The organism is Nocardioides sp. Root190 (genome assembly GCF_001428565.1).
Classification (GTDB): domain Bacteria; phylum Actinomycetota; class Actinomycetes; order Propionibacteriales; family Nocardioidaceae; genus Nocardioides.
Genome location: NZ_LMIA01000013.1, coordinates 93060 through 117611 on the forward strand (window position 1 = coordinate 93060; position 24552 = coordinate 117611).

A 24552-nucleotide genomic window follows, 5' to 3' on the forward strand; every position below is an offset into this window, starting at 1 on the left:
TTCCCTGCCGACTGGAGCAGGATCAGCCGGCAGCGGGTGGCCGGCGCTGCGCTCGAGCGCTGGGACCTGTGCGGGGGCTGCTCCGCCGGCTTCAGAAGCTGGATTCAGAGCCCTCCTCAAGGTCCGTCGTGACCTGCCTGCTGAGCCATCAAGGCGTCGAGCTCGTAGGCGAGGACCAGCAACTGCTCGGTGAAAGTGGCTACGTCCGTTGCCAGCTCGAGCGTGATGGGGCTGAGCTCGTGGTTAGCGTCGTTGCCGACGTCCTTGATCCGATCGACCCATGGGCGCATCTTGGGCGTGACCAGACCCTGCTCCTGGAGGTGCTCGACCGCTTCGTAGAAGGTCGGGGATCGATCCTTGTCGTTCTTCGCTGGGAGGTCGTGCGCCACGGCGATGTGGAAGAGCAGTTTGCGGCACAGCATCACGGTGGCCGCATAGGCGCCCGAGCCCAGGCAGGTCCGGACCTCAGTCCAGATCTGCAGGTCGAGAGGCGGCAGACCGGCCGGGGTGCGCAACGGCTTCGCCGACGGGCTGACGATCTCGTCGTTCTTGACAGCTCCCTTCAGGCAGGTGACGCAGCGGTACCACCGAGTGCCGCCGCCGCCGCCTTCGTTGACGTAGGCGACGCACAGCGCCTGATTCCCCCCACAGTGAGGACATGGCGTCGACGCCCATGCGCCGGGGACGTCGAAGCTGCCGATCGATTGCGAGTTGTGGAGAGCCTTGAGATTCGATGTCGCGCTCATTACTCGTCGTCACTCGCCCGACGCGGAACCGCCCGGCTGGGGCCCGCCTGCTGCGTGACGGTAGGCCGCGGCCAAGTCCCGGAGGGCCGCGGCCTTGCTGGGTGCGCCGATACCCACGGTGCTCATCGCGCTCACCTGTCGCTTGATCTCGGAGAAGAGGGCAGCCTGCGTGTCAGCGGAGGTGGCCATGTTGGTCCCTTTCGTCTGAGCGGCCCGTCGCCGCTCGCTGTGCCGGACCGTACGCCGACCCCCCGACTTTGGCGAGCCGTCTCATGACCGCCTGCGCCGACAAGGTCGCCTACCTCTCCGAGCACCTGGCCACCAACGCCGCCACGCTGCACGGCTTCGTTCACCCGGACTGTCCCGGGATCGAGGCCTACGCGTGCCCGGACTGCCCCGACTGGCACATCGGCCACCCGCACCGCGGCGCGTCGTGCAAGACCGAGGCGCCCATCCGCCCGAAGTGGCCGAAGAAGCGGCTCTACCGAGCCAACCCCCACACCCAGAACCGTCCCAGAGGAGCAGCGTGAGCATCCCCTACCCCGAGCAGGCCGAGGTCAGCCGATCAGGCCCAGGACTGGCGGCGCACCGCGAAGTAGGTCTGCCCCTTGTGCTGCTTGAACTCGAGCGCGAAGCGGGCGCTGCAGGTTTCACACCAGCCCGTCAGCGAGATGACGTGGCGGCGCCCGATCTGGCCCTCCGGAATCGGGAGGTCGACCGAGTGGTCAGCGCGCACCTGGCCGCTGTCGTCCACGTGGACCGGGAACACCTCGCTGTCCTCCCGCGGCCGACCGGCGACGTATGCGTTGTCGACGTGCACGTAGTCGCCCTTGCAGTGGGGGCAGAGGAGGCGGCTGTCCTCGTCGAACGCGAGGCCCTGGGGCGCGAAAGCAGTCATGGCGTTTTGAACTCCCGTTCATCAGTGTCGCCGGCACCCGCCGGCGAGGTCATCTCCGATTCTACTCCCGAGGAGCACGCCGCGTGAGCGTCCAGCCCCATCAGCCCATGCAGGTCTTCGCGGACCACGTCGCCGACTACGCCTTGGCCGGCTGGCCCTGCGTCTTCCCGGTGCCCAGCCAGGAGAAGCACCCGCCGCCGGTCGGCTTCACCGGCGCGGCCGGGCGCGACACCGAGCCCGCGCAGCTCGTCGCGTGGGTTGGCAGCCACCCAGGTCACTCGATCGCGCTGCGGATGCCGGACGGTGTCCTTGGGATCGATGTTGACCAGTACGTGAAGAAAGGTGTCCAGAAGCGCGGAGCCGAGACGCTGGCCGCCTGCGAGCAGCGCTGGGGACCACTGCCGGCGACCTGGTCGAGCACCGCCCGCGGCACCGAGGCTGGCCCGGGGCTGTCCCGGATCATGCTGTTCCGGGCACCGCCCCAGCGCTACGCCACCAAGCTGCAGGGCACCCAGCCCGACGGCACGGTGACCGGCGACATCGAGATCATCCAGCGCCACCACCGCTACACCGTCGTGGCCCCGTCACCGCACGAGGTCGGCGGCGCCTACCGCTGGTACGACCCTGCCGGTCGGCCCGTCGACACTCCCCCGAGGCCCGAGGAGCTCGCCGAGCTGCCCGCCACCTGGGTGCAGGGCCTCCTCGAGCACGCGACCGAGCAGGGACCGGCCGCTGCGGACCATGCCAGCGGTCACGCCCTGCTCGACCAGCTGCTCGACGACTGGCGTCCGGAGTGCGCCGAGATCACCGACGTCCGGCTCATCGCGCTCGAGGAGCTCACCCGGGCCGACGCTGGTTCCCGCCACGACGCGATGACCGCGAGGGTCCACCACCTGGTGCAGATCGCTGCGTCGGGACATGCCGGCTTCGCGAGCGCCGTGCTCGAGCTGCGCACCGTGTGGGACCGGGTCACCGAGGGTGAGGACCGCAGCGCCGAGTTCGACCAGATGCTGCTCACCAGCGCCCGCAAGGCCGTCACGGCCCACGGCGCCGTGCAGCAGCCGAACGAGCCCTGTCTGACCGGTGGCACGGTGCTGCAGATCCAGGCTCCGACGCCGGGCGACGACCGGCCAGCGGACCCCACGCGGCCCGAGCTGATGGGCGTCGAGCCCGACCAGCAGTGGAGCATCCGCAGCTACATCGGCGTCGAGGCGTTCGACCCCTTGGCACAGCTCGACCAGAAGCTCGCCGACCACGTGCTGGCGCGCACCGCGCCAGCGGTTCGGTACGCCTACGACTCCAGGACGTGGCTCATGCGCCTCAACGACCGCTGGGAGACGCGCCGTGAGCTCGCCCCGTGGCTCGTCGCGGAGGTTGCCTGGCTGATGCCTCTCGGCGACCCGACGGCCGAGAAGGGCTCGGACCCCCACACCCGTGCGGCCGTGCGCCAGCGGCTCATGACCAACGCCGGCGCCAAGGCCGTCGCTGGGAAGATCGACGCCCTGGTCGCAGCCGGCACCTACCCCGGCTCGGTCGCCCTCGGTGATCTCGACGCCGACCCGGAGGTGCTTTGGGCAGGAGGTGTGCCGTGGTCCCTGCGGTTCAGCGACACCGTGCCAGTGCTGGCCGAGCACATCGACCCGAACACCCCGCACATGCACAGCTGCGGCGTCACACCGGCCGTCGTACCGACCCCGATGTGGGACGCCTTCGTGGCCGCGGTGTGGCCCGACCCCGGCACCCGGGCGTGGGCGCTGCGCGTGCTCTCAATCGCGTTCACCGGCTACGCCGACCGCGCGCTGCCGGTGCTGCTCGGCGAGACCGGTCGCGGCAAGACCCAGGTCGTCGACCTGCTGATGAGCGTGCTGGGGTCCTACGCCCACGCGGCCAACCCGAAGCTGCTCACCAACACCGGCGCCCACGACACCATCCGCTACTCGCTCAAGGGCCGCAGGTTGTCCTTCATCGACGAGGCACCGGCCGAGAACCGCGCCGGCCAGGAGCACCTCAAGCAGCTCACCGGCGGCGGCGAGATCACCGCCAACCAGATGCACAAGGACCCGATCACCTTCCGGCCCACCCACACCCTCGTGCTCACCGCCAATGACGAGCCGCTGCTCACCGACCCGGCCGTGCGGGCCCGCGTCCGGCTCATCCCGTGCGAGGGCGACCCCGAGCAGGTCCGGGCCAGCCGTGCGGCCATCGGGTCGGTGCGCTCGTCCGGCTGGCGCACCGAAGCGCCCGGAGTCCTGGCCTCGATGCTGCGCGAGGCCGCCGGATGGTTGTCGGACCCCAGCACCGGGTCCATGGCGGCGGCGCCGGAGCACCTGATGTACCTCGCCGAGCACCTCGGCGCCGAGCAGGACCCGGTCACCGTGTGGCTCGAGGAGGAGACCGAGCCTTTCGCAGCCGGCACCCCAAGCCGCGAGCTCTACCAGGCCTTCCGGGCCTCCTGCCAGCGATCAGGCCACCGCAACGACCTGATCCCCACGGAGACCCGCTGGGGGCGCGAGCTTCACCGCCGCGGTTACCCGAGCGTCCACACCAAGAACGGCAAGCGCAGGGCGCTCAGGATTCGCTCCGGCGGCTTCCTGCCCGGTATGCCTGACCCGTCACCCTCCGTGGCCGCTCAGGACGCCAGCACGAATCCGCTGCCGCCTCAGACCGCCCCCGTTCTGTCGACGGGTGACGGGTTGAGCCCCAAAGGTGACGGGTTGGTGACGGGTTTGAACCCCAACCCGTCACCCCTGTTTCCGCAGGTCAACCCCGGTGTTTCTGTGGAGGGTGACGGGTATGACGGGTTGAACCCAACTCTTACACGCACGCACACGCCCGCACACACGCAGGAGCGGCAACCCGGAAGTACCCGTCAACCCGTCACCCCGACTGTGCCAGCGAGCCCCGCGAGGCGCTGCCGCGAATGCGGCGGGACGACTGGCGCGAAGGGGACGCACGACAGCGACTGCGCCATCGGGCTGGCTGCCCAGGCGAAAACCGAGGCGGCCCGGGCGAAGCGGTCCGAGGCAGCAGCAGCGAAGCGTCTGGAGGCGATCGCAGCTGCTGCTGGCGCGAAGGTCAGCCTGCCCGCCCTGCTGACCAGGGACGGCACGATCCGCTCGATCACCCTCGAGCAGGCCGACGCCCTGCTCGCCACCATCACCGGCGAGGACGGAACCGGCGAACTCACGGTCGACGTCGAGCACACGGGCTACCCGATCGGGCACCGCCACTACGCACTGCGCACGATCCAGCTCGGTGACGAGAACCTCGCTGTGGTCCTTGACCACGAGGGTCCCGATGCCTTCGCGCACGACGAGATCGCTCGCCGGCACCTCGCTGCGGCCCGCGTCCTGCACGCCCACTCCGCCAGCGCTGACATCGTGCCGCTGGCCGTGGCCGGCCTGGTCGAGGCCGAGGAGGCGTGGAGCCGGATGGTCGATACCGGCACGCTCGCCAAGATCGCCGACCCCGCCCTGACCGGCAACAGCGACGACCTCAAGGGCCTGGCCAAGTCGATGCTCGGAGACCTCGCGCTCGCCCCCACCGCGGACGCAGCCAGGGCCGAGCTGTTCAGGGCCGGCAAGTGGAAGACCGACATCGAGGTCACCCACGAGATCGAGCAGTCTGGATGGGCCCAGGTAGACCACCACAGCGAGACCATGGCCCGCTACGACGGAGCCGACGTGCTCGACTGCGCGGCCCTCGCGCGGCGGCTCCCGGCGCTCGAGCCCGAGCAACTGCACCGCGAACGGACGGCGCAGCGGATGACCGCGCGCGTGGCACACACCGGCTTCCGGTTCGTGCCCGAGCAGATCGACCGCCTCCACGAGGAACACGCGACCGCCAAGGCCCAGCTTGCCGCCCTGATCCCGGTGGAGAACCCCGGCAGCAACACCCAGCTCGGCGGCATGCTCACCGCGATGGGTGCCGCGTTGCCTCGCACCAGCACCGGCAAGCCCTCGGTCGCCAAGGGCGTGCTCGAGCCGATCGCCGGCCCTCGCGGGTCCGAGCGCACTTGGGCAACCGAGGCGATCAGCGACGTCCAGCACCTGGCGCGGGTGATCCTCGACTGGCGGCACGCAGACACCGCGCTCAAGCTATTCCTCGACCCCTGGCGCGACATGGTGCACAACGGGGACGGCCGTGCCCGCTCGACCGTGCACACCCTCGGCGCTGACACCGGACGCATGTCCTCGGTCCGGTTCAACCTGCAGCAGATCAGCCGCGAAGGCGGCATGCGCGCGTGCATCTCTGCCGACCCCGGGCACCTGCTCATCACCGCCGACTTCGCCTCGGTCGAGATCCGGGTAGCAGCGGCCCTGAGCCAGGACCAGGCACTGATCGAGATGCTGCTCAACGGCGTGGACCTTCACGCCGAGATCGCCAAGCTCGTGTGGGGCGCCAGTTTCACGAAGTCCAACCGCTACATGGCCAAGCGCAAGGTCTTCGGCCGGATCTATGGCCAGGGAGTCGAGGGCATGGCCCGAACGGACGGCGCCGGGGTGGACGTGGCTCGCAGCGTCATCTCAGCCATGGACGCGATGACGCCCGGCCTGACCCAGTGGAGTCACATGATCCGCGGCGGTGTCGAAGCTGGGCGGACCCGCTACCCGACGTACGCCGGTCGCGTGATCCACCTGCCCAAGATCGCGCCTCACGCCGGCCCGAACTACGCCATCCAAGGCACCGCTCGCGAACTCCTGATCGACGCACTCCTGCGCTGGGAGCAGACCCCTTGGGGCCACTGCACGCTGATGCCGGTACACGACGAGATCCTCGCGATGGTGCCCGAGAGCGAGGCTGCGGAGGCGACCGAGGCGCTGAAGGCGTGCATGGCCACCGAGCTCTACGGCGTCCCGATCGTGGCCGAGGCCGACGAGCCGAGCTTCGAGTGGAAGGACTCAGCTTGAGCACCCCGACCTGCCAGCACTGCCGCTGCGAGACGACCGACGATCTCGCGCTGTGCCCTCGTTGCCTGCGCACCGGCCGGCACGCCTTGAGCAACATCGCGGCGTACTACGCCGACCTCGATCGCGTCCCGACCGGCGGCGCGCCAAGGCGCAGCAGGAGCGCGACCCCGGACCCGACAGCGGTCGCAGCTGCGGCCATCGTGCTCGACCCGGTCACGGCCGCTGACGCCGACGCGACGAACACGCTGCGGACGTGGGCGCGGGCGCTGGTCGACGACCGGCCCGGCATCAGCCCGCCGCCGGCACGAGTCCCCGAGCTCACCGCCTGGCTCGCCGAGCACCTGGCCTCAGTGGCCACGCTGCCCTGGGCCGGCGACCTGAACCGCGACCTGCTCGGTGTCGAGCGACTGCTGAAGCGGGTGGCCGAGCGGGCGCGCACCGGGAACTACCTCGGTACCTGCGGCCATGACCTGGACGAGCAGCCGTGCCTGCAGCCGCTGTACGCCAGCCACGACGAGCGCTGGGTCACCTGCCGATGCGGCATGCGCTGGGACGTGGGCGTACGACGCCAGCAGCTGGTGCGAGCAGCCGAGGACGAACTGGCCCCGGTGGCCGTGATCGCGCGTCTCGCCGCCGTGTTCACGGGCGAGGTGAGCGTGGGCCGGCTCGAGGTGCGCATCCGGCAGTGGAGTGCGAGGGGCAAGGTCACCCACGTCACGACGAAGGTCATCGACGGCAGGCCGCGCAAGGTCTACCGAGTGGGCGACGTGCTCGACCTGTTGACCTCGGACACGCCGAGTCGGGGTGCGCGGTGAGCAGTCGTGCTACGGTTTGTCACGTCCAACTGTTGGTGGCAAACCCTGCCCTGAACACGTTGGACGTTCTGCATTTCAGGGGCGCCCACCGTGGCTAAGCCCAGGTACGGCTGGTCTCATCAGCAAGAGCGCGAGCAGTGGCGGGCCGTGGTGGCTGCAGGCCAGGCCTACTGCGCTGAGCCTGTGTGCTTGATGCGATCGCGGTTCATCCCGCCGGCCCTCGCCCCGACGCAGCTCTGGCACGTGTGCCATGACCCGAGTGGCCAAGTGGTCATCGGCGTGGGGCACCGCAGGTGCAACCTCGCGGAGGCAGCGCGCCGGGGCAACCGGATGCGCCGCCGGCGCCCGCCCCGCGCCCAAAAATCGGGCCGCTGGGTGATCTGAGCTCGACCCCCGGGGCCCCTCGGAAGTTCAGGCCGAGGCCTTCCTGACCGCCGCCGTCTTGCGGCTTCTCTCTCCGACCCATCAGCCCGATCGTCTCGGGACACCGAGGAGGTACCGGGTGCCGTCGTACACGCTGGAGTGCGGCTGTGGCTGTGGCACGTTCGAGGCCAAGAGCCCGCGGGCCCGCTGGAAGACGCCCGGGTGCAAGAAGCGCGCCCAGCGCGAGGCCGCCGGCACCGCAGGCGCTGACCCGACCGCTGGCCTGAAGCCGGAGGACCCGCTGGTCACGGCCGTGCGCAAGGACCTCGCCGCAGCGAACCAGCTCGAGACCGTCGACGGGCAGATCGCGCTGCACCTGGCCAAGCAGGTCAAGGCCGCCACCGGCACCGCTGCCGGCTCGCTCGCCAAGGAGCTGCGCCAGGTGCTCGACCGCATCGGCGCGACGCCGGCCCCTACTCCGGCCGGCGACCAGCCGAAGACGGCCGAGGTCGAGGACGACGAGGTAACCGAAGCCAGGAGGCGACGTGAGGCCAAGGCCCGCGAAGCGGCTGATCGAGCCTGACTTCTGGACGTGCCCGCACGGCGTTCGGCAGCGCCCCGAGCCGTCGCTGACCTACGGGCCCGAGGTCGCGGAGGTCTGCGCCGCAGCCGGCTACGAGCCGGACGCCCAGCAGGAGCTCGGCCTGGACATGATCTTCGCGATCCGCCCCGACGGCTCGCCAGCCACGTTCGAGTTCTGCGTGATCTGCTCGCGGCAGAACCTCAAGACCGGGCTCTTCCTGCAGACCGTCATCGGGTGGCTCTACGTGCTCGACGTGCCGGAGATCGTCTGGTCCGCCCACGAGATGTCGACGACTCGCGCGGCACAGCGCGACCTCGCGAACCTGCTGCGCGCGGCCCCGAGCCTGCAGAAGCGGATGCTCGCCCAGAAGAACGAGGGCATCTACGACGCCAACGGCGAGGAGCGGATCGAGCTCGCCAACGGCCAGACGATCTGGTTCAAGGCCCGAACCCGCGACGGCGGTCGCGGCCTGGGCAAGCCCAAGCTGGTGCTCGACGAGGCCTTCGCACTGAAGAAGTCGATGATGGGCGCGGTCATCCCGATTCTGCTGGCTCAGCACGAGCCGCAGGTGCTTTATGGCTCCTCGCCCGGCAAGGCCGACAGCGAGCAACTGCGCGACCTCCGCGAGCGCGGCCGCAAGCATCTCTCGCCGACGATGACGTACCTCGAGTGGGGCGGCAAGCCGCTCCCGCCGTGCGAGGACGAGAAGTGCCAGCACCCGAAGACCGGCCTCGAGCAGGGCGCGCCGTGCGTGCTCAACCGCATCGAGATCATCGTCGAGCGCAACCCGGCGACGGCGACGGGCCGGATGCCGATCGAGAACCTGGCCAACGTCCGCCAGGCGATGCCGACCGACGAGTGGCGCCGCGAGTGCATGGGCGAGTGGGAGGAGCCGGCATCCGCTGGCGCCACATCGATCTTCCCGAACTGGTCCGACGGAATCGGCGAGCCGATCGAGCTGCCCGAGACCCCGGCCGCAATCGGCATCGCGGTGTCGGTCAGCCGGGCCTGGGCCTCGATCGCCGCGGGCTCCCCCGTCGAGGTGCTCGAGGACCCCGACGACCCCGAGTCCGAGCCCGTCGAGCGCTCCTACGTGGCCCCGGTCGACCGCCGCGAGGGAGTCGGCTGGCTTGTGGCCGAGGTGAAGCGCATCCAGGACGCCACCGACTGCGTTGTGGTCATGGACTCCAAGGGCCCAGGCAAGAGCCTCATCAAGGACTTCGAGGAGGCCGACGTCGCGCTCGAGCTCATCGACGTCGACGAGGTCGCCGAAGCCACGGCGCGCTTCTCGGACAAGGTCCGCGAGACCCGCCTGCTGCACCCCGAAGCCGCCGAGCTCGACGAGGCCGTCGAGGGCGCGGTGTGGCGCTACTACAACGACCGCCCGCTCGTCGGGCGCCGCCAGTCCGGCGGCGAGGTCGACATGCTCGAAGCGGCGATCCTCGCCGACTACGGCGCCGGCAAGTACGGCGCAATCACTCTCGGCTGAGGAGGCCCCATGAGCACCACCACCAGCGCACCGAAGCCCGGAGTCGGCCCCCTGGTCGAGCTCCTCGGCGTGCTCGTGGTCGTGCTCGGCGCCGGCTTCATCGTGGCCGCAGCCGCCCAGGTCTCCACCGCCCTGGCCTGCCTGGCCGCCGGCGTCTTCCTGATCGTGGGAGGCATCGTTGCGGTCTACGTCGCCGCGGTGCTCGAGGCCAAGCCCCCGGCGAAGGCCGCGCCGTGACCGTCTTCGGAAGCGTGCGAAGCGCACGCGCACCTCGGGCCGCGGTGGCCGCAGAGAACCCTGCGGTGCCGCTGACGGACACGACGCTGCTCGACGCGCTGGGCATCAGCAAGAACCTCAGCGGCACCAACGTCACCGAGATCACCGCGCTCGGCGTGCCGGCGGTCTGGCGCGCCATGCAGGTCAGTTGCAACGTGCCGGCCGCGCTCCCGCTGCACGGCTACCGCGAGGTCGAGAACGCCCGGGTTCGCGCGGTCGGACACAGCGCCCGGCTGCTGGACGACCCGCACCCCGACATGACGCCGTTTGAGCTGTGGCAGACCGCGTTCTTCCACAAGCGCGGCTGGGGCAACGCCTACCTGCGCAAGCTGCGCAACCCGCTCGGACAGGTGGTCGAGCTGTGGCCGATCTACCCGAACCGGGTCAAGGTCGGCCGAGAGTCCGAGGGCGGACGCAAGGTCTACTCGATCGACGGCGGCCGTGAGGTGCTTTCAGACAACGAGATCCTCCACCTGCCCGGGCTCGGGTACGACGGGATCTGCGGCGTCTCCCCCATCCGCGCGGCCCGCGAGTCGATCGGCATGGCACTGGCCGCGCAGGAGTACGGCGCTCGGCTCTTCGGCTCCGGCTCGCTCGCCACCGGCGTGCTGCAGACCGAGCAGCGCCTCACCCAGCGCCAGGCGGACCAGCTCGCCGCGCGGTGGAAGGACAAGCGCACCGGTCTCGAGTCCGCACACGGAACCGTCGTGCTCGACAAGGGCGCCACCTTCCAGCAGCTCTCCATCAACCCCGACGACGCGCAGTTCCTCGAGTCACGTCGCTTCCAGGTCGTCGAGGTCTGCCGCTGGTTCGGCATCCCCCCGTTCCTGATGTTCGAGACCGAGAAGTCCACCAGCTGGGGCACCGGCCTCGAGCAGCAGGCGCTCGGCTGGGTGAAGTTCGACCTCGGCCCCGAGCTCACTGCGATGGAGCAGCGCTTAACCAAGCACGTGCTGCGCCCGACGCCGATCTACGCGAAGTACGCGCTCGAGGGCCTGCTCCGCGGCGACTCGGCAGCCCGGGCCGCCTTCTACAAGTCCATGTGGGAACTCGGCGCGCTGTCGACCAACGAGATCCGCGCCTACGAGGAGCAGTCTCCGGTCGAGGGCGGCGACGTGCGCTACCGACCCCTCAACTTCGGCGAGCTCGGCACCACCGACAACGGCAGCACCGACGAGTCAGCGCCGGCCGCCCCCGACCGCCCAGAGCCCGCGCGCCCCGCACAGCTCGCCCCCGTACCCACGATCCAGGAGGAGCGCTATGCGTGACATCCCCGGCCTGATGCCCCTGCTCAACCGCGCCTCGGCCCGCGCCGAGGAGCACCCGCGCTACCGCTTCCACGGCCGCCGGTCACCCGCCAACCGGCAACTGACCCCGGTGCGCGCTGAGGTGCCGGGCGGGAACATCACCGACGGCGTCGCAACCCTGCGCCTCTACGAGCCCATCGACTCCTGGGGTGCCCCGTGGGGCGTGTCGGCCCTGGAGTTCCTGGACGCCCTCGACCAGGTGCCGAGCGATGTCGACGAGATCCGCCTGCACATCAACTGCCCCGGCGGGGAGGTGTGGGAGGCCCTGGCGATCCTGAACAACCTGCGCGAGCACGCGGCTCCCGTCACCGCGATCGTCGACGGCATCGCCGCCTCGGCGGCAAGCTTCATCGCCTGCGCCGCCGACAAGACCATCATGCGGCCCAACAGCCAGCTGATGATCCACGACGCATGGGGCATGTGCGTCGGCAACGCCGGCGACATGCACTCGACGGGCGACCTTCTCGGCCAGATCAGCGACAACATCGCCGCGGTCTACGCCGACAAGTCCGGGGGCAGCACCGAGGATTGGCGCGCGATCATGCTCGACGAAGGCTGGTACGTCGCCCAGGAGGCGGTCGACGCCGGGCTCGCCGACGTGGTCGAGGGCGCCCAGATCGACGGGGACCCCGCCGCCGCCTTCGACCTCAAGGGCGCCGGGATGAAGTTCGCCGGCCGAGCAGAGGCCCCGGCCCCGAAGATCCCCAAGCCTCCGCGGCAGCAGGCCCCCGCCCCTGCGGAGGACGCCGACGACCGCCAAGCCCGCTTCCACGCGCTGCGGGAGCGGCGCCACCAGAAGCGAGCGGGCTGATCAACGACTCTCCCGTCCAGCACAGGGCTGGCCAGGAGCACGACCCGCCGCGTCCGCGTGCGGGCAATCCGCAACGCGGAAGAGAGGAAGCCGACCATGGCATCGAGCAAGGAGCTGCGTGAGCAGCGCGCCGGCATCTGGGAGCAGATGAAGGCGATCATGGCCGCCCCCGCCGGCGAGGGCGACAAGCTGTCGGCCGACCAGGAGCAGACCTACGACCGTCTCGAGACGTCGTACGACAAGCTCGACGTGGACATCGAGCGCCAGGAGCGCTTCGAGGCCAACGACGCGGCCAACTCCAAGGTCGACCGCTCTGGCGTCGTCGCCCCGAGCGACGAGGTCGACGACGAGGAGTTCGCCAAGGGCTACACCGAGGCCTTCAACCGATGGATGCGCGGCGGCATGAACGTGCTCGGCCACGACGACCAGCGGGTCCTTGCGTCCGGCTTCGTCAAGGACGACGCCATCCGCAACGCCCAGGGCGTCGGCACCGGTGCTGCCGGCGGCTACGCCGTCCCCCCGGCGTTCCGCCAGAAGGTCGTCGAGAAGCTGCGTGCGATGGCCTCGATGCGGCAGTACGCCGAGGTCATCACGACCGAGACCGGTGCCACCCTGCCGTGGCCCACGGAGGACGACGCCACGGAGGGCGCCATCCTCGGCGAGAACACCGCGGCCTCGGAGCAGGACCTCGAGCTGGGCACCAACGACATCGGCTCGTACATGTACCACTCCAAGATCGTCCGCACCTCGCTGCAGCTGATCCAGGACAGCTTCTTCGACATCGACGACTGGCTGTCGACCCGCCTGGCCCGCCGCATCGCTCGGGTCCAGAACCGGCACTTCACCGTGGGTACCGGCACCGGTCAGCCGGACGGGCTCATCACCTCGGCGCCCGTGGGTGTCACGGCCGCGGCGATCGCTGCCGTGACCTACGACGAGCTCGTCGACCTCACGGAGTCGCTGGACGCCGCCTACACCGAGGGCAACGACAACCTGCGGTTCATGTACAACCAGAAGTTCCGCAAGGGCCTGCGCAAGCTCAAAGACGGTAACCAGCGCCCCCTGTGGGAGCCGTCCATGCAGGCCGGCACGCCGGCGCTCCTGATGGGCTACCCGGTCGCGATCAACAACTACGTCCCGGAGCCGGCGGCCGGGGCGAAGACGGTCGCCTTCGGCGACTTCCGCGAGAGCTACCTCATCCGAGACGTCTCCGACTTCGCGCTCCTGCGGCTCACCGAGCGGTATGCCGAGTTCCTGCAGGTCGGATTCCTGGGCTTCCAGCGCTCTGACGGCACCCTGCAGAACTCCAGCTCGGTGCGCACGCTGCAGCAGGCCGCGGCCTGATCGTCACGGCTCCGGCAGGCCCGGCCTCGACGCCAGGCCTGCCGGAGTCCCCAGCACCACCACCGCACCGAAGAAGGGACATCGCCATGGCGACCAGCACCAGCAAGCCGAAGACCACCGACATCGACACGGCCAACACCGCCGTCAAGCACGAGGGCGACCACGACCGCGTGCAGATGCTCTCCCTGCGCGCCGACGGCACTCCGGACCAGCACAACCCGGAGATCATCGGCGACAAGGAGGCCGCCGTGAAGGCGGCCCAGGAGCAGTTCAAGCAGCAGGCGGTCTCCGCAGCCGACGCCAAGAACGCCGGTGACGGCGGCTCGACGGTCGAGGACGCTCCCCAGGACCCGACCATCGAGGCGGCCAAGGCCGAGCACGACAAGGTCGCCGCCGCGGCCGAGAAGGCCGCCGAGAAGGTCGTCAGCGCTCTCCACGAGGGCTGACCCCCAGCGCCGCTCGCCCTGCGCCCCGTTCCGCGGGGCGAGCGGCTCCCCCACCTCTTCGAGTCCAGGAAGGCACCGCCGTGGCCGTCACCAAGGAACAGCTCCGCACCGAGGTCGGTGCCGGACCTGGCGACGACGCACTGCTGGAGCGCTGCCTTGCCGAGGCCGTGGAGGACATCACGACGTACCTCGCCGACAACGACGTGCTCGACACCGACCTCCCGCCGACCGTCCTGGACCGCGCGGTACGGGTCGCCGCCGCGGACGCCTTCCACACCTCGAAGGCTCCCAACGGCATCGCCAACCAGGAGTTCGACGTCGGCAACGGTGAGATCTCCTCAACGCCGATCCGCGTCAGCCGCGATCCGCTGCGCGGGGCCCGCAGGGTGCTCGAGCTCTACGTGGGGCCGGTGATCGCATGAGCGCGCTCTCCCAGCTCCGGACCGAGCTGCGCGACAAGCTCACCGAGGCAGACCTCTTCGCCTTCACCATCGTGCCGGAGAAGGTCACGCCGCCGTTCGTCTACGCGGCCCCCGACGAGCCGTACATCAGCTTCGAGGCTGGCGCCGACCTGGCCTTCGGCGAGGCCGTGGTCCGCCACCGCCTCGGCCTGGTGGTGGCCGCCGGTGTCAACGAGGTCGAGGCCGATGCGCTCGACGAGCTGCTGCTGAAGGTCCTCGCCATCGACTTCAGTCCTCACGTCATCGACACGGTTGACGAGCCGGGCCAGATCCGCGTCAACCAGCAGACCCACCTCGCCGCCGCCGTACACCTCTCGGTGGCCGTCAACCTTCTGGAGGCTCCGTGATCACCATCGAGGACACCCTCAAGCACCTCGCCGAAAACAGCATCGCCGGCGCTTGGGACGACGAGCGGGTGACCGCTGTGCTGGCCGCTGAGCGCGCCGCACAGCGCTCGGTGCTCGACCTCCCCTCCCCGCGTCCGGCCGAGGCCGACGAGGCACTCCTGGCCCGCGTGGTGCACAACCTGACCACCTCGACGTCGAAGACCGTCGAGCGGATCGGAGTCCAGGGAGACGGTGTGCGCGAGCTCGAGCAGCGCTGGAGCCGCCGGCGCCGTGCCGAGCCGGTCGAGGACTCCTCCCCCAAGCCTCGCCGCAAGCGCGCGGCGAAGAAGACGGCTGCCACGCCGGCCGACACCAACAAGAAGGAGAACCGCTGATGGCCGCCATCGGAACGCGCAAGCTCAAGCTGGAGATCGACGGGACGAACTACACCCCGCAGGTCTCCAACGTCCGCATCACCTCGGGCGAGGCCGACTCGGACTTCGTCACCTTCGAGGACGCCGCCAACGGCGGAGCCCGGGACTACGCCCTCGTGATCACGCTCGTGCAGGACGCCGCGGCGGGCACGCTGTGGCGCGAGATCTTCGACAGCGCCGGCACCGACGTGCCCTACACGGTGATGCCCTACGGCAACGCAGCGCCGACCGCCGGCGAGCCGCACTTCGAGGGCACCGCCACCATCACCGAGCCCGACGGTGACCTGCTCGGTGGCGAGGCCAACAAGTCCAACACGGCGAAGATGACTATCGAGGTCACCTTCCCCTGCACCGCCAAGCCGACTCTGGTCTCGGCCTGAGAGCCGCCTGACCCATGAGCGAGTACGTCAGCATCCGGATCGACGGCCTGAACGGCGTCGTGCGGGATCTGATCGCCATGGGTCTCGAGGTCGAGGACCTCAAGGGAGCGTTCTCCGAGATCGCCCGGTTCGGCGCCATCGTGGCCGCACGCCACGCACCGCGCCGGACCGGGCGCCTCGCCGGAGACATCCGCGGCAACCGGGCACGCAACAAGGCCGTTGTGGCGGCCGGCCGGACGGCAGTGCCGTACGCCGGCCCCATCAACTACGGCTGGGCCGCCCGCGGCATCCAGGCATCGGGCTTCATGCAGCGAGCCGACGACGAGCTGCAGCCCTACGCCCTACGCGTCCTCGAGCAGAACATCAACGCCAGCATCCGCGCCCGCGGGCTGGCCTGAGCACCGAACGGAACGGATCACCATGAGCACCAGCACCGCAACGCCACCGGCCGAGACCGCCGACGACAGCGCCTCGACCAGCACGAAGGTCTCCTTCTCCGAGACGGTCGCCAGCCTCACCGGCCACGAGGAGATCGCCATCGAGGAGCGATTCGGCGAGCCGATCGGCCGGTTGATGGCCTCGGCTCTCTCCAAGGCCGGCCGGGCCCTGCTCTTCGTGGTCGAGACGCGCACCGGCACGAAGGCCGCCGAGGCCCACAAGACCGTGATGGCCATGCGTCTGGACGAGGTCAACGCGCGGTTCTTCGACGACGACGAGGACGACGACGCCGACGAGGACACGGACAGCCCCGAGGGAAAAGACGAATCGCCCTCCGCCTGAGGGCCTACGACCAGGCGGCCTGGTGCTTGATGACTCGACAGTCGGTCGACATCTACCGGTCGCTCACCCGCCTCGAGCGGGACGCATTTCTCGATCTCGTGACGACGCCCAACAGGAGGTGACCAGTGGCCGGACCAATCCGCATCGCGATCCTCGCCAACGGTCGCCAGGCGCGCCGTGAGACCGAGCTCGTGGCCAGCGCGTTCGAGCAGCTCGGCAGTGTGGTCAAGGGCATCGGCCTTGGCCTCCTCACCGGTGGAATCGCAGGCTTCGCTGCCAGCGCGGTTGACGCCGAGCGGAAGTTCTCGACCTCGATGCGGCTCATCCAGGCATCGACCGGAGCCTCGAGCGAGCAGATCAAGCTGCTGAACAACGAGGCGGTCCGGCTCGGCCAGGACACTTCGTTCTCCGCCGGCGAGGCCGCCGACGCCATGCTCGAGCTCGGCAAGTCCGGCCTCAGCACGGCGAAGATCATGGCTGCGGTGCCCGAGGTGATGAACCTCGCTGCGACCGAAGGCCTCGACCTGGCGCAGGCAGCGGGGATCGTCACCTCATCGCTCGCGCAGTTCCGCCTCCGGGCCAACCAGTCCTCCGTGGTGGTCAACGCCCTCGCCGGAGCCAGCAACGCCTCGCGCTCCTCGGTCGCCTCGCTCGGCGAGTCCCTGAAGCTGGTCGGCTCCGCCGGCGCGGGCATCGGCCTCTCGGTCAACGAGACCGCCGCGGCGCTCGCGGCCCTCAGTGATGCCGGCCTTGACGGCTCCGTGGCAGGCACGTCGCTGGCCGCCGTTTTCAACCGGCTCGTCCCCCAGACCGACCGAGCCCGCACAGCGATGTCGGAGCTGGGCCTCAACTTCGTCAAGAGCAACGGCGACTTCAAGAACATCGTCCAGATCGCCGGAGAGCTGCAGGGAGCACTCGGCAAGGTCCGAGGCGAGGCCAATCGGAAGACGAAGATCAGCGCGATCTTCGGCAACGACGCCTCGACCATCGCCGCCGTCAACGCGCTGGTCAACGCCGGCGCCGACGGCCTCAAGGACTACACCCAGGCCACCAAGGACCAGGGCGCCGCGCAGAAGCTGGCGACCGCGCGCATGTCCGGCACCGAGGGAGCCCTCGAGCGCTTGGCGGGCTCGGTCGAGACCGCGAAGCTCCGACTCGGCCAGGAACTCGCGCCGGCCGTTTCCGCTGGTGCGGACGCCCTCGACGACAAGCTGGTACCCGCGATGGAGGCCGGCATCAAGGCCGGCAAGGACATCGCGCGCGCCCTCGTCCCCGCGGCGAAGGAGATCACCGAGGCCCTGAGCAACCTTGCGGGCGAGGGCGACGTCGTCGCTCGGGTCTTCGACGATGTCTTCCTTCCTGCTCTCGAGACCACTGCTGACGCAGTCGCTGGACTGGTCAACTTCGTCGACGAGCTGCCGGGACCGATCAAGGACATCGGCGTCCAGGTCGGCATCGCCGCCCTCGTCATGCCCCGACTCGCGGCCGGCTTCGGTCTCGTGCAGGCCCGAGCGACAGCGGCGGGGGTCTCGATGCTCACGTTCGGTCAGAAGCTCGCTCAGAACCGCGCAGCCATGACCTACGCGACCGGCGCCATCGGCAAGGCGCAGGCAGCGCTGCACGGCTTCGGCGGCGCCGCTCGAAGCGTCGCCGGCATTGGCGGCATGCTGGCGCTCTCGCAGGGTATGAGCTCGACCAACGACAAGACCAAGGTCCTCATGACCACACTGGGCGCTGCCGCGTTCGGGTTCTCGGTAGCAGGTCCATGGGGTGGGGCCCTCGTGGGCGCGGCCGGCCTGTTGATGAGCCTCAAGTCGGCTACCGGCTCCGCCGAAAAGGCAGCCAAGGACAGCCAGACGACGTGGGAGAACTACGCCGCAACCCTGGACAAGGTGACGGCCGCGACCACTGCCGCAACCCGCGAGATGATCGCCCAGGACCTGCAGAACTCAGACCTGCTGAAGTCCGCCGCGGAGTTCGGCGTGTCGAAGCAGACGCTGGTCGACGGCATTCTCGGAGAGAAGAAGGCCCGCGGCGAGCTGACGGGAATCCTGAAGGACCAGCGGTCCGCCATCGAGGCGCTGAAGGCCGACCCTCGCGCCAACGAGCAGAGCCTCACCGGCAAGGCGATTCAGCAGGAGATCGCGGATCGCAAGCGGCTGGTCAAGGGCATCGAGAGCGAGACCGGCGAACTCCGTGAGGCCACCAAGGCGACCATCGAGCTCGCCGCGATCGCCAACCGGATCCCCGAAGAGGTCCAGACCAAGATCACGTCGAACGCGGTCCAGTCCGCCCGCGACATCGCGAACCTGGCCGTCTCCTACAAGCTCACGCCGAAGCAGATCAAGACCGTGCTCCAGCTGACCGGGGCCGAGGCCTCGGTCAAGAAGATCCAAGCGATCGCGCGACGGATGACCGAGCTCGCTCCCGAGGCAAAGAAGGAGGGTGCGAAGGCCGGCAAGGCGCTCAGCGACGGCGTGGGCACCGCGCCCAAGCCGAACCTCGCGGGGTTCCGCGGTGCGCTCTCTGGCCAGATCAACACTCTGGTGGGGACGGCCCGCACTGGCGGTGACCGTGTGGGCAGCAACCTCGGCTCTGGCATGTACGCCGGGCTCGGTCGGTGGATCAGCCCCATCGCCGCACGCTCCGCGGGCATGGTGTCGGCTGCCATCAAATCGGCCCAGACCGCGGGGCAGATCCAGTCCCCGTCACGGAAGACCCGCTACCTGGGCGAGATGCTCGGCGAGGGCCTGGCAGCGGGTCTCCGCGCCTCACAGCCCCGGGCACGGACCGCTGGGCAGCAGCTGATGGACTCGGTTCTCGCGGGCGTCGTGAAGGGCTCGGCCGGAGTCGACGCCGCGCTGTCGAAGATCACCGCGCAGATCGAGAAGTCGATCACCGGCAAGAAGCAGACCGCGCGCGAGAAGGCCCTGCTGAAGCGGTACGCCTCGCAGTACAAGGCGCTGCGCGACAACGCCAGGGCGCAGGACCGGGTCAACGCCCGGCTCGAGGCGGCCCGCGACAAGCTCAAGCTCCTGACCGAGGAGTACAAGGACTACGCCGCCACGATCAAGACCGCGATCACCACCACGGGCGACGTCACGCAGCTCGGCCGCAGCGACGACGGCACGGTCTCGATCACGACCCTCTTGACCGAGCTCAAGAACAAGGTGGCCAACGCCCAGCGCTTCGCCCTGCTGATCCAGGACCTCACGAAGAAGGGACTCTCCCGAGCATCCATCCAGCAGATGCTCGACGCGGGCCCGGAGGCCGCCCTCGCCACGGCTGAAGCGATCGCCTCCGGTGGTGCCGCGGCGATCACCGAGATCAACGCACTCCAGGCACAACTCGCCCTGACCGGCTCCCAGCTCGGCAACGCGATGGCGGACAAGTACTACGGCGCCGGCGTGCAGGCCGCCCAGGGCATCGTGCGGGGGCTGGAGGCGGAGGCCAAGACCCTCGACGCCGCCGCCGTACGCCTGGCGAACAGCTTGGTCGCGGCTGTGAAGAAGGCCCTAGGCATCCGGTCGCCCTCGCGCGTGTTCGCTGGCATCGGTGCCAACGTCACCAAGGGACTCGACGAGGGCATCGACGACAGCTACGTGCAGCGGGTCGGCAGGAGTGCGGCGACGTCGCTGCAGAAGGGCTTCGGCACACCGGCACTCGACACCTACGCCAAGCGGGCCGGCTTCGCTCAGGACCAGCCAATCCGCGTGGAGCTCCGGCTGACCGCCGAGCAGATTGACCGACTCTCGCGGGGTGCCTCGCTTCAGGCGGACCTCGACTACGCCCGATCCAACGGCGTGCGCGGGGTGACGTTCTGATGGCCCAGCAGTTCAAGACTGTCGACTTCGTCCGCCTCGAGGTCGAGACCGACACCGACGGCCTGTCCAACATGCTGCAGAACCCCTCCGGCGAGCTGGGCGGGTGGGGCTGGGTGACGCCGCTCGGCAGCTCGTTCATGCAGGCCTTCAGCGGGCAGCTCGGATTCGTCAACCTCCTGGCGGGTGCGTCGTACTTCTACTCCGAGGCCATGCCCATCAACGCAGGCCAGTGGGCGTCAGCGTCATGGGTCGCGCTGTCCGGGCAGATCGGCCTTCCCCCGAGCAACGTCCCGGGCGGCTGGTTCCGTGCCCGGTTCGAGTGGCTCGACGCGAGTCAGGCCGTCCTGTCTGCCGCACCGCAGACTCCCTACCTCGCGCGGAACGGTGGTCGCACGACTCTCGCGCCGGCGCAGGCTCCCGCATCGACTGCCTACGTCCGTCTGAGGTTCGACCTGTTCGCCACGAACACCGGGACGAATCACGTCGGCGCGCACACGTTGAACTTCAACGAGGCAACGGTCGCCAAAGCAGCCACGTCGGATGAGCTCGGCTCGTTGCGGGTCAACTTGGTGACGAACCCGTCGTTCGAGACCAACACGACCGGATGGCTCGCCTCGACCGCAACCCTGGCGAGCAGCACCGACTTCGCGGCTGTCGGATCCCGGAGCCTCAAGGCGACGAAGACGAGCAGCCCAGGCTCGCCTGTGACCGTCCGGAGCGACCCGATGTTCCCGGTCGTCGGCAACACGTCCTACACGCTGCAGGCTCGCTTCCGGCCGACGGTCGCCGGGCGAAGCGCGAGCTTGGTCGCGAACTGGTACAACGGCGCGACCTTCGTCTCCTCAAGGACGATCTCGGCCGCCGCCGCTGCGAACGCCTGGTCGACTTTGTCGAACACCGTCATCAGCCCACCGACCGCGACCTTCGTGCAGATCTGGGCAGTGCTGGAGGGCCCGTCTGGGATGCCATTGACGGAGGTCTGCTATTTCGACGCGGTGATGCTCGAGCAGGCCTCGACGGTCGAGGCCTACTTCGACGGCTCCACGGCCGACGCCGGCGGGTGGGAGTACGACTGGACCGGCGCGGCGAACGCGTCGACGTCGACAGCGATCTCGAGCAACCTGCCCTACATCGCGCCGGTGTCGTACTTCGACGTCCTCCCCGACTCGCACCAGATCCGGATCTCCCGCGAGGGGCTTAACGTGGGCCGTCTCGGCGCCACCATCCTTTCCAGCGAGCTGGACCCATCGCAATCAACCCTGATCCGCCCGGGCAAACGCGCGCGACTGTCGAGTCTGGTGGACGGCGGCTGGGAGACGATCCTGGGCGGCAAGCTGCTCGAGGCCGACGTCACCTACGAGCTCAAGGACCCGAAGGTCCCAGAGAGCAAGCGCGCCCGGATCGAGGTCGTGATCGTCGACCCCACTCAGATCCTCGCCAACGCCGGCCGCCCTGAGGGCGTCGCAACGATCCCCGCACTGCCCTTCGTGCTCGAGGGCGCAGGCGTCCCATGGTCGGTCAACGGATCCGGCAACCAGATCGCGACCGCCCCGGTGACGACCTATAACGAGTCTGCCAAGGCCCTCGACCAGGTGGCCCTCACCCGCGACACCGCCCTGGGCTTTGCGTGGGTCTCCCGCGTAGGTGTGCTGAATGTGTGGGACCGCGACGAGATCGCCTCCGGCTCGCCCGTCCTGCTCAATGAGTCGGCGTACAGCTCGATCGACCTGTCCTTCTCCACCAAGGATGCGATCAACGAAGTCCAGATCACTGTGCAGTCTGCGGGCACGGACGGCTCGACCATCGAGACTGTCTACGGCCCCTACGTAGACGCCGCCTCGGTCGAGGAGTGGGGCCGGTACCGCAAGGAGTTCACCGTCACCGGGCTGGACTCCGCAGCCGTGGATGCCCTGGCCGCGACCATCCTGACAGCGAACGTGCAACCGCGTATCCGCGTCAACTCGATCACGATCCCGATCGACACTGTCGAACGACTCGAGGCGCACGCGCTGCGCGACCTGTACGACGAGGTGAATGTCGTGCTCGACCAGCTCGGCGTGGACGACACCCTGCGCGTGACGGGCATCGATCACACGATCGACACCACGAAGTGGCTCCTGACCCTGCGCTTCTCCGAGGACGGCGGCGTTGCTCAGCCCACCGTGCAGCCCCCCGTGCAGTCAGGCGCCCGACCCGACGTCGGCGTGGTCGAGCTCTTCGCCGGTCCCGTGGACCAGATCCCCACGACCAAGCTGCTCTGCGACGGCTCGTCACACGCCGTCGCCGACTACCCCTATCTCTTCGCGGTCATCGGCTACACCTTCGGCGGCGCGGGAGCGAACTTCAGCGTCCCGAACCTCACCGACCGGTTCCCGATCGGCGCCGGCACGAAGGCGCGCGGCACCACCGGCGGCGCCCCGTCGGTGACCCTCGCCGCGAACAATCTCCCGCCCCACGTTCACGGCATCGCCCGGCAGGCCGGGGCGAACACCGGCGGCGGCACCAACATCGCGCTCGGTAACGCGGTCGCTGGGCCGTTGGGCGGCACCCAGGCCAACGCCACCACGCACGATCCCGTCGACATCCTCAACCCGTGGTTGTCGCTCTGGTTCATCATCCGGGCTGCCTGAGGAGCGACCATGACCCTTCCCGCAGGCGTGCAGACCCGCACTGTCACCATCGCCGTCCCGATCGACGTACTGGGCGGCAGCGCCAAGGCCTACTCCGGCACGGTCAAGACCGACCGCCCGCTGGTCTGGGCCGCTACCGGCGAGCCCATCTGGCCAGTGCCCGCCAAGCTGCCGGCACCCGTCGACGGCCTCATCACCTTCGAGGCCCCGGTCGTGGATCAGCCAGGCCTGCTCGACGCGAGCGGCGCTCCGATCACCAACTGGTCCTGCCAGGTCACGATGAGCGGGACCTGGACAGGCGCCCTACGCTCGCGAAGCCGCCGCTTCCAGATCGTCGAGGCAGACGTCTCCCCCGTGGCGCTCGACGTGCTCCTCGATGCCGGTGTCAACCCGCCAGTGGCCGAGCCGAACCCCTACGTGAAGTCGATCGCAGGCGTCACCGACGTCGTGACCGGCGTCCAGCTCGCCAACGCCATGGCCGCCAGGCTCGACGCTGGCGACTCCTCGTTCTCCGACGCACTGAGCGACGCCGTCGCCGGAGAGATCGAGGGGCACGAGGCAGGTATCGACCTCGGGACCGCGAACCGCACGACGTCGGTACCTCCCATGACCAGCACAGCGACCAGTGTCGCGGCTGCCGCCGCGATCTCCGGACTGTCGCGCACCGTGACGGGGAAGGGCCGGTCGGTCGACGTCGAGTTCTACGCCCCGATCGTCTACAACTCCGGTGCCGCGAACGTTGGCGTCAGCTGCATGATCGTGCGCGACAACAACCCGGCCAGCACCGACAACCAGATCGGGACGAGATTCTCACCAGCCACCAACAACGGGCCCGACATGTACATCCGGCGGCGGACAGGGATCCTCCTCGACGGCGTCGAGTACACCTTCACCGTCCGGATGTGGACCCCGTCCGGGACCGCCGTCATCGTTCCGGGAGGCAACTACCCGGCCCAGCTCATGGTCACGGCGGTCTGATGAACCGTCTCGCGACCGCCGCTGTCTTCGGGCAGGGCTACTCCCCCACCGTCCCGACCGAGTCGCAGTACGTCGCGGCCACTGTCGCAGGGCAGCGCGGGGAACGGACGCTGCTCGTCTACTGCCACGGCTCCGGCGGCTCGGCGACCGGGCTTCTCACGACCCCGCTTGAGAGGGCGTTCGTCGACGCCCTCGCGCAGCGGAACCCCGTGATCGCGGCCGACCTCGCGTTGCAGGCGTGGGGCAGTGACCGTCACGTCCAGGCGATTGGCGAGGCGATCGCCTACGCCGAGAGCCTGCTCATCACCCCGTTCGGGCCGGCCGGGAAGATCTTCATCGTCGCCGGATCGATGGGCAACCTCGGCGGGCTCGGCTACGTCCTCGCCCACCCTGAGAAGGTCCGGGCGTACGCCGGGCTGATCCCGGCGCTCGATCTCGCGTCGCTGAACACCATGCCGCCGATCCCGAGTGAGATCGCGGTCGCCTACGGGGCGCCATACAACGACGCGACGATGGGTCCGACGCATTCGCCCGTGCGGTACGCCGCGGCGCTCGACCCTGACGTGCCGATCCGGCTGTGGACGGCGTCCAACGACACCATCTGCCTACCCTCCACGGCCACGGCGTTCGTCGCTGCACGGCCGCAGACGGAGCGGGTGGACCTCGGCCCCCTCGGGCACACAGCCGCCGCCGTAGCCGCCGCACAGCCATCGATCCTGTCCTGGCTCCGGACGGTCTGAGAGGAGTCACG

At 69.5% G+C, this 24552-nt stretch carries 23 protein-coding genes; 20 read left to right on the top strand and 3 right to left on the bottom strand.

Annotation, left to right across the window (positions count from 1 at the left end; translation table 11 throughout):
• Positions 1 to 116: 116 nt before the first annotated feature.
• On the bottom strand, positions 117 to 746 hold the full coding sequence (locus ASE01_RS21015; protein ID WP_056757295.1) for a DUF4145 domain-containing protein: 630 nt from the start codon (positions 744 to 746) through the stop codon (positions 117 to 119).
• A 9-nt stretch (positions 747 to 755) separates the two neighbouring features.
• The gene (locus ASE01_RS21020; protein WP_056757298.1) at positions 756 to 935 is read right to left on the bottom strand and encodes a hypothetical protein; all 180 of its coding nucleotides are present in this window, start codon (positions 933 to 935) and stop codon (positions 756 to 758) included.
• An 83-nt stretch (positions 936 to 1018) separates the two neighbouring features.
• Here ASE01_RS21020 and ASE01_RS21025 point away from each other — a divergent pair, with 83 nt between their 5' ends.
• A complete protein-coding gene (locus tag ASE01_RS21025; RefSeq protein ID WP_056757301.1) occupies positions 1019 to 1276 on the top strand; it encodes a hypothetical protein in 258 nt (85 codons plus the stop codon).
• A gap of 35 nt (positions 1277 to 1311) precedes the next feature.
• On the opposite strand, the gene ASE01_RS24135 is transcribed toward ASE01_RS21025, so the two are convergent.
• Positions 1312 to 1644: a hypothetical protein gene (locus ASE01_RS24135; protein ID WP_056757304.1), complete on the bottom strand. Its 333-nt coding sequence runs from the start codon at positions 1642 to 1644 to the stop codon at positions 1312 to 1314.
• 83 nt (positions 1645 to 1727) lie between these two features.
• On the opposite strand from ASE01_RS24135, the gene ASE01_RS21035 reads away from it, so the two are divergent.
• The 19 genes from ASE01_RS21035 (at position 1728) to ASE01_RS21125 (ending at position 24541) form a co-directional block, all read left to right on the top strand.
• Complete coding sequence (locus tag ASE01_RS21035; RefSeq protein WP_162260325.1) at positions 1728 to 6554, top strand: DNA polymerase; 4827 nt, start codon at positions 1728 to 1730, stop codon at positions 6552 to 6554.
• Positions 6551 to 7369, top strand: a complete 819-nt coding sequence (locus tag ASE01_RS21040; protein WP_056757310.1) for a hypothetical protein — start codon at positions 6551 to 6553, stop codon at positions 7367 to 7369. The genes ASE01_RS21035 and ASE01_RS21040 overlap by 4 nt, the downstream gene beginning before the upstream one ends.
• 502 nt (positions 7370 to 7871) lie before the next feature.
• Positions 7872 to 8315 carry a hypothetical protein gene (locus ASE01_RS21045; RefSeq protein WP_056757313.1) on the top strand — a complete coding sequence of 148 codons (444 nt, stop codon included), beginning with the start codon at positions 7872 to 7874 and terminating at the stop codon, positions 8313 to 8315.
• Positions 8278 to 9804, top strand: coding sequence for a hypothetical protein (locus ASE01_RS21050; protein ID WP_056757314.1), 1527 nt, complete (start codon positions 8278 to 8280; stop codon positions 9802 to 9804). Before ASE01_RS21045 ends, ASE01_RS21050 begins: the two co-directional genes overlap by 38 nt.
• 9 nt (positions 9805 to 9813) lie before the next feature.
• Positions 9814 to 10041: a hypothetical protein gene (locus tag ASE01_RS21055; protein WP_056757317.1), complete on the top strand. Its 228-nt coding sequence runs from the start codon at positions 9814 to 9816 to the stop codon at positions 10039 to 10041.
• A 65-nt stretch (positions 10042 to 10106) separates the two neighbouring features.
• Complete coding sequence (locus ASE01_RS21060) at positions 10107 to 11348, top strand: phage portal protein (RefSeq protein WP_200958941.1); 1242 nt, start codon at positions 10107 to 10109, stop codon at positions 11346 to 11348.
• Positions 11341 to 12198, top strand: coding sequence for a head maturation protease, ClpP-related (locus ASE01_RS21065; protein ID WP_056757320.1), 858 nt, complete (start codon positions 11341 to 11343; stop codon positions 12196 to 12198). Before ASE01_RS21060 ends, ASE01_RS21065 begins: the two co-directional genes overlap by 8 nt.
• A 96-nt stretch (positions 12199 to 12294) precedes the next feature.
• Entirely contained in the window at positions 12295 to 13542 is a 1248-nt protein-coding gene (locus ASE01_RS21070) for a phage major capsid protein (protein WP_056757323.1), read from the top strand.
• Positions 13543 to 13628: 86 nt separating this feature from the next.
• On the top strand, positions 13629 to 13988 hold the full coding sequence (locus tag ASE01_RS21075) for a hypothetical protein (RefSeq protein WP_056757326.1): 360 nt from the start codon (positions 13629 to 13631) through the stop codon (positions 13986 to 13988).
• Positions 13989 to 14068: 80 nt separating this feature from the next.
• Positions 14069 to 14410, top strand: coding sequence for a hypothetical protein (locus ASE01_RS21080; RefSeq protein WP_056757329.1), 342 nt, complete (start codon positions 14069 to 14071; stop codon positions 14408 to 14410).
• Complete coding sequence (locus ASE01_RS21085; protein WP_056757332.1) at positions 14407 to 14796, top strand: hypothetical protein; 390 nt, start codon at positions 14407 to 14409, stop codon at positions 14794 to 14796. Before ASE01_RS21080 ends, ASE01_RS21085 begins: the two co-directional genes overlap by 4 nt.
• The gene (locus ASE01_RS21090) at positions 14793 to 15170 is read left to right on the top strand and encodes a hypothetical protein (RefSeq protein ID WP_056757335.1); all 378 of its coding nucleotides are present in this window, start codon (positions 14793 to 14795) and stop codon (positions 15168 to 15170) included. The genes ASE01_RS21085 and ASE01_RS21090 overlap by 4 nt, the downstream gene beginning before the upstream one ends.
• Entirely contained in the window at positions 15170 to 15589 is a 420-nt protein-coding gene (locus tag ASE01_RS21095; protein ID WP_056757338.1) for a hypothetical protein, read from the top strand. The genes ASE01_RS21090 and ASE01_RS21095 overlap by 1 nt, the downstream gene beginning before the upstream one ends.
• 14 nt (positions 15590 to 15603) lie before the next feature.
• Positions 15604 to 15987 carry a hypothetical protein gene (locus ASE01_RS21100; protein WP_056757341.1) on the top strand — a complete coding sequence of 128 codons (384 nt, stop codon included), beginning with the start codon at positions 15604 to 15606 and terminating at the stop codon, positions 15985 to 15987.
• A gap of 22 nt (positions 15988 to 16009) precedes the next feature.
• The gene (locus ASE01_RS21105) at positions 16010 to 16369 is read left to right on the top strand and encodes a hypothetical protein (protein WP_056757344.1); all 360 of its coding nucleotides are present in this window, start codon (positions 16010 to 16012) and stop codon (positions 16367 to 16369) included.
• A 125-nt stretch (positions 16370 to 16494) separates the two neighbouring features.
• Entirely contained in the window at positions 16495 to 20193 is a 3699-nt protein-coding gene (locus ASE01_RS21110) for a phage tail tape measure protein (protein WP_056757349.1), read from the top strand.
• Complete coding sequence (locus tag ASE01_RS21115; protein WP_056757351.1) at positions 20193 to 22823, top strand: tail fiber protein; 2631 nt, start codon at positions 20193 to 20195, stop codon at positions 22821 to 22823. The genes ASE01_RS21110 and ASE01_RS21115 overlap by 1 nt, the downstream gene beginning before the upstream one ends.
• Positions 22824 to 22832: 9 nt before the next feature.
• The gene (locus ASE01_RS21120) at positions 22833 to 23801 is read left to right on the top strand and encodes a hypothetical protein (protein ID WP_056757354.1); all 969 of its coding nucleotides are present in this window, start codon (positions 22833 to 22835) and stop codon (positions 23799 to 23801) included.
• On the top strand, positions 23801 to 24541 hold the full coding sequence (locus ASE01_RS21125) for an alpha/beta hydrolase family protein (protein WP_056757357.1): 741 nt from the start codon (positions 23801 to 23803) through the stop codon (positions 24539 to 24541). The genes ASE01_RS21120 and ASE01_RS21125 overlap by 1 nt, the downstream gene beginning before the upstream one ends.
• Positions 24542 to 24552 lie beyond the last annotated feature (11 nt).

What these genes read in the sequence shown, in the direction of transcription:
- ASE01_RS21015 (WP_056757295.1), bottom strand. Translation starts at nt 746, where the DNA reads ATGAGCGCGACATCGAATCTCAAGGCTCTCCACAACTCGCAATCGATC.
- ASE01_RS21020 (WP_056757298.1), bottom strand. Translation starts at nt 935, where the DNA reads ATGGCCACCTCCGCTGACACGCAGGCTGCCCTCTTCTCCGAGATCAAG.
- ASE01_RS21025 (WP_056757301.1), top strand. Translation starts at nt 1,019, where the DNA reads ATGACCGCCTGCGCCGACAAGGTCGCCTACCTCTCCGAGCACCTGGCC.
- ASE01_RS24135 (WP_056757304.1), bottom strand. Translation starts at nt 1,644, where the DNA reads ATGACTGCTTTCGCGCCCCAGGGCCTCGCGTTCGACGAGGACAGCCGC.
- ASE01_RS21055 (WP_056757317.1), top strand. Translation starts at nt 9,814, where the DNA reads ATGAGCACCACCACCAGCGCACCGAAGCCCGGAGTCGGCCCCCTGGTC.
- ASE01_RS21065 (WP_056757320.1), top strand. Translation starts at nt 11,341, where the DNA reads ATGCGTGACATCCCCGGCCTGATGCCCCTGCTCAACCGCGCCTCGGCC.
- ASE01_RS21070 (WP_056757323.1), top strand. Translation starts at nt 12,295, where the DNA reads ATGGCATCGAGCAAGGAGCTGCGTGAGCAGCGCGCCGGCATCTGGGAG.
- ASE01_RS21075 (WP_056757326.1), top strand. Translation starts at nt 13,629, where the DNA reads ATGGCGACCAGCACCAGCAAGCCGAAGACCACCGACATCGACACGGCC.
- ASE01_RS21085 (WP_056757332.1), top strand. Translation starts at nt 14,407, where the DNA reads ATGAGCGCGCTCTCCCAGCTCCGGACCGAGCTGCGCGACAAGCTCACC.
- ASE01_RS21095 (WP_056757338.1), top strand. Translation starts at nt 15,170, where the DNA reads ATGGCCGCCATCGGAACGCGCAAGCTCAAGCTGGAGATCGACGGGACG.
- ASE01_RS21100 (WP_056757341.1), top strand. Translation starts at nt 15,604, where the DNA reads ATGAGCGAGTACGTCAGCATCCGGATCGACGGCCTGAACGGCGTCGTG.
- ASE01_RS21105 (WP_056757344.1), top strand. Translation starts at nt 16,010, where the DNA reads ATGAGCACCAGCACCGCAACGCCACCGGCCGAGACCGCCGACGACAGC.
- ASE01_RS21115 (WP_056757351.1), top strand. Translation starts at nt 20,193, where the DNA reads ATGGCCCAGCAGTTCAAGACTGTCGACTTCGTCCGCCTCGAGGTCGAG.
- ASE01_RS21120 (WP_056757354.1), top strand. Translation starts at nt 22,833, where the DNA reads ATGACCCTTCCCGCAGGCGTGCAGACCCGCACTGTCACCATCGCCGTC.
- ASE01_RS21125 (WP_056757357.1), top strand. Translation starts at nt 23,801, where the DNA reads ATGAACCGTCTCGCGACCGCCGCTGTCTTCGGGCAGGGCTACTCCCCC.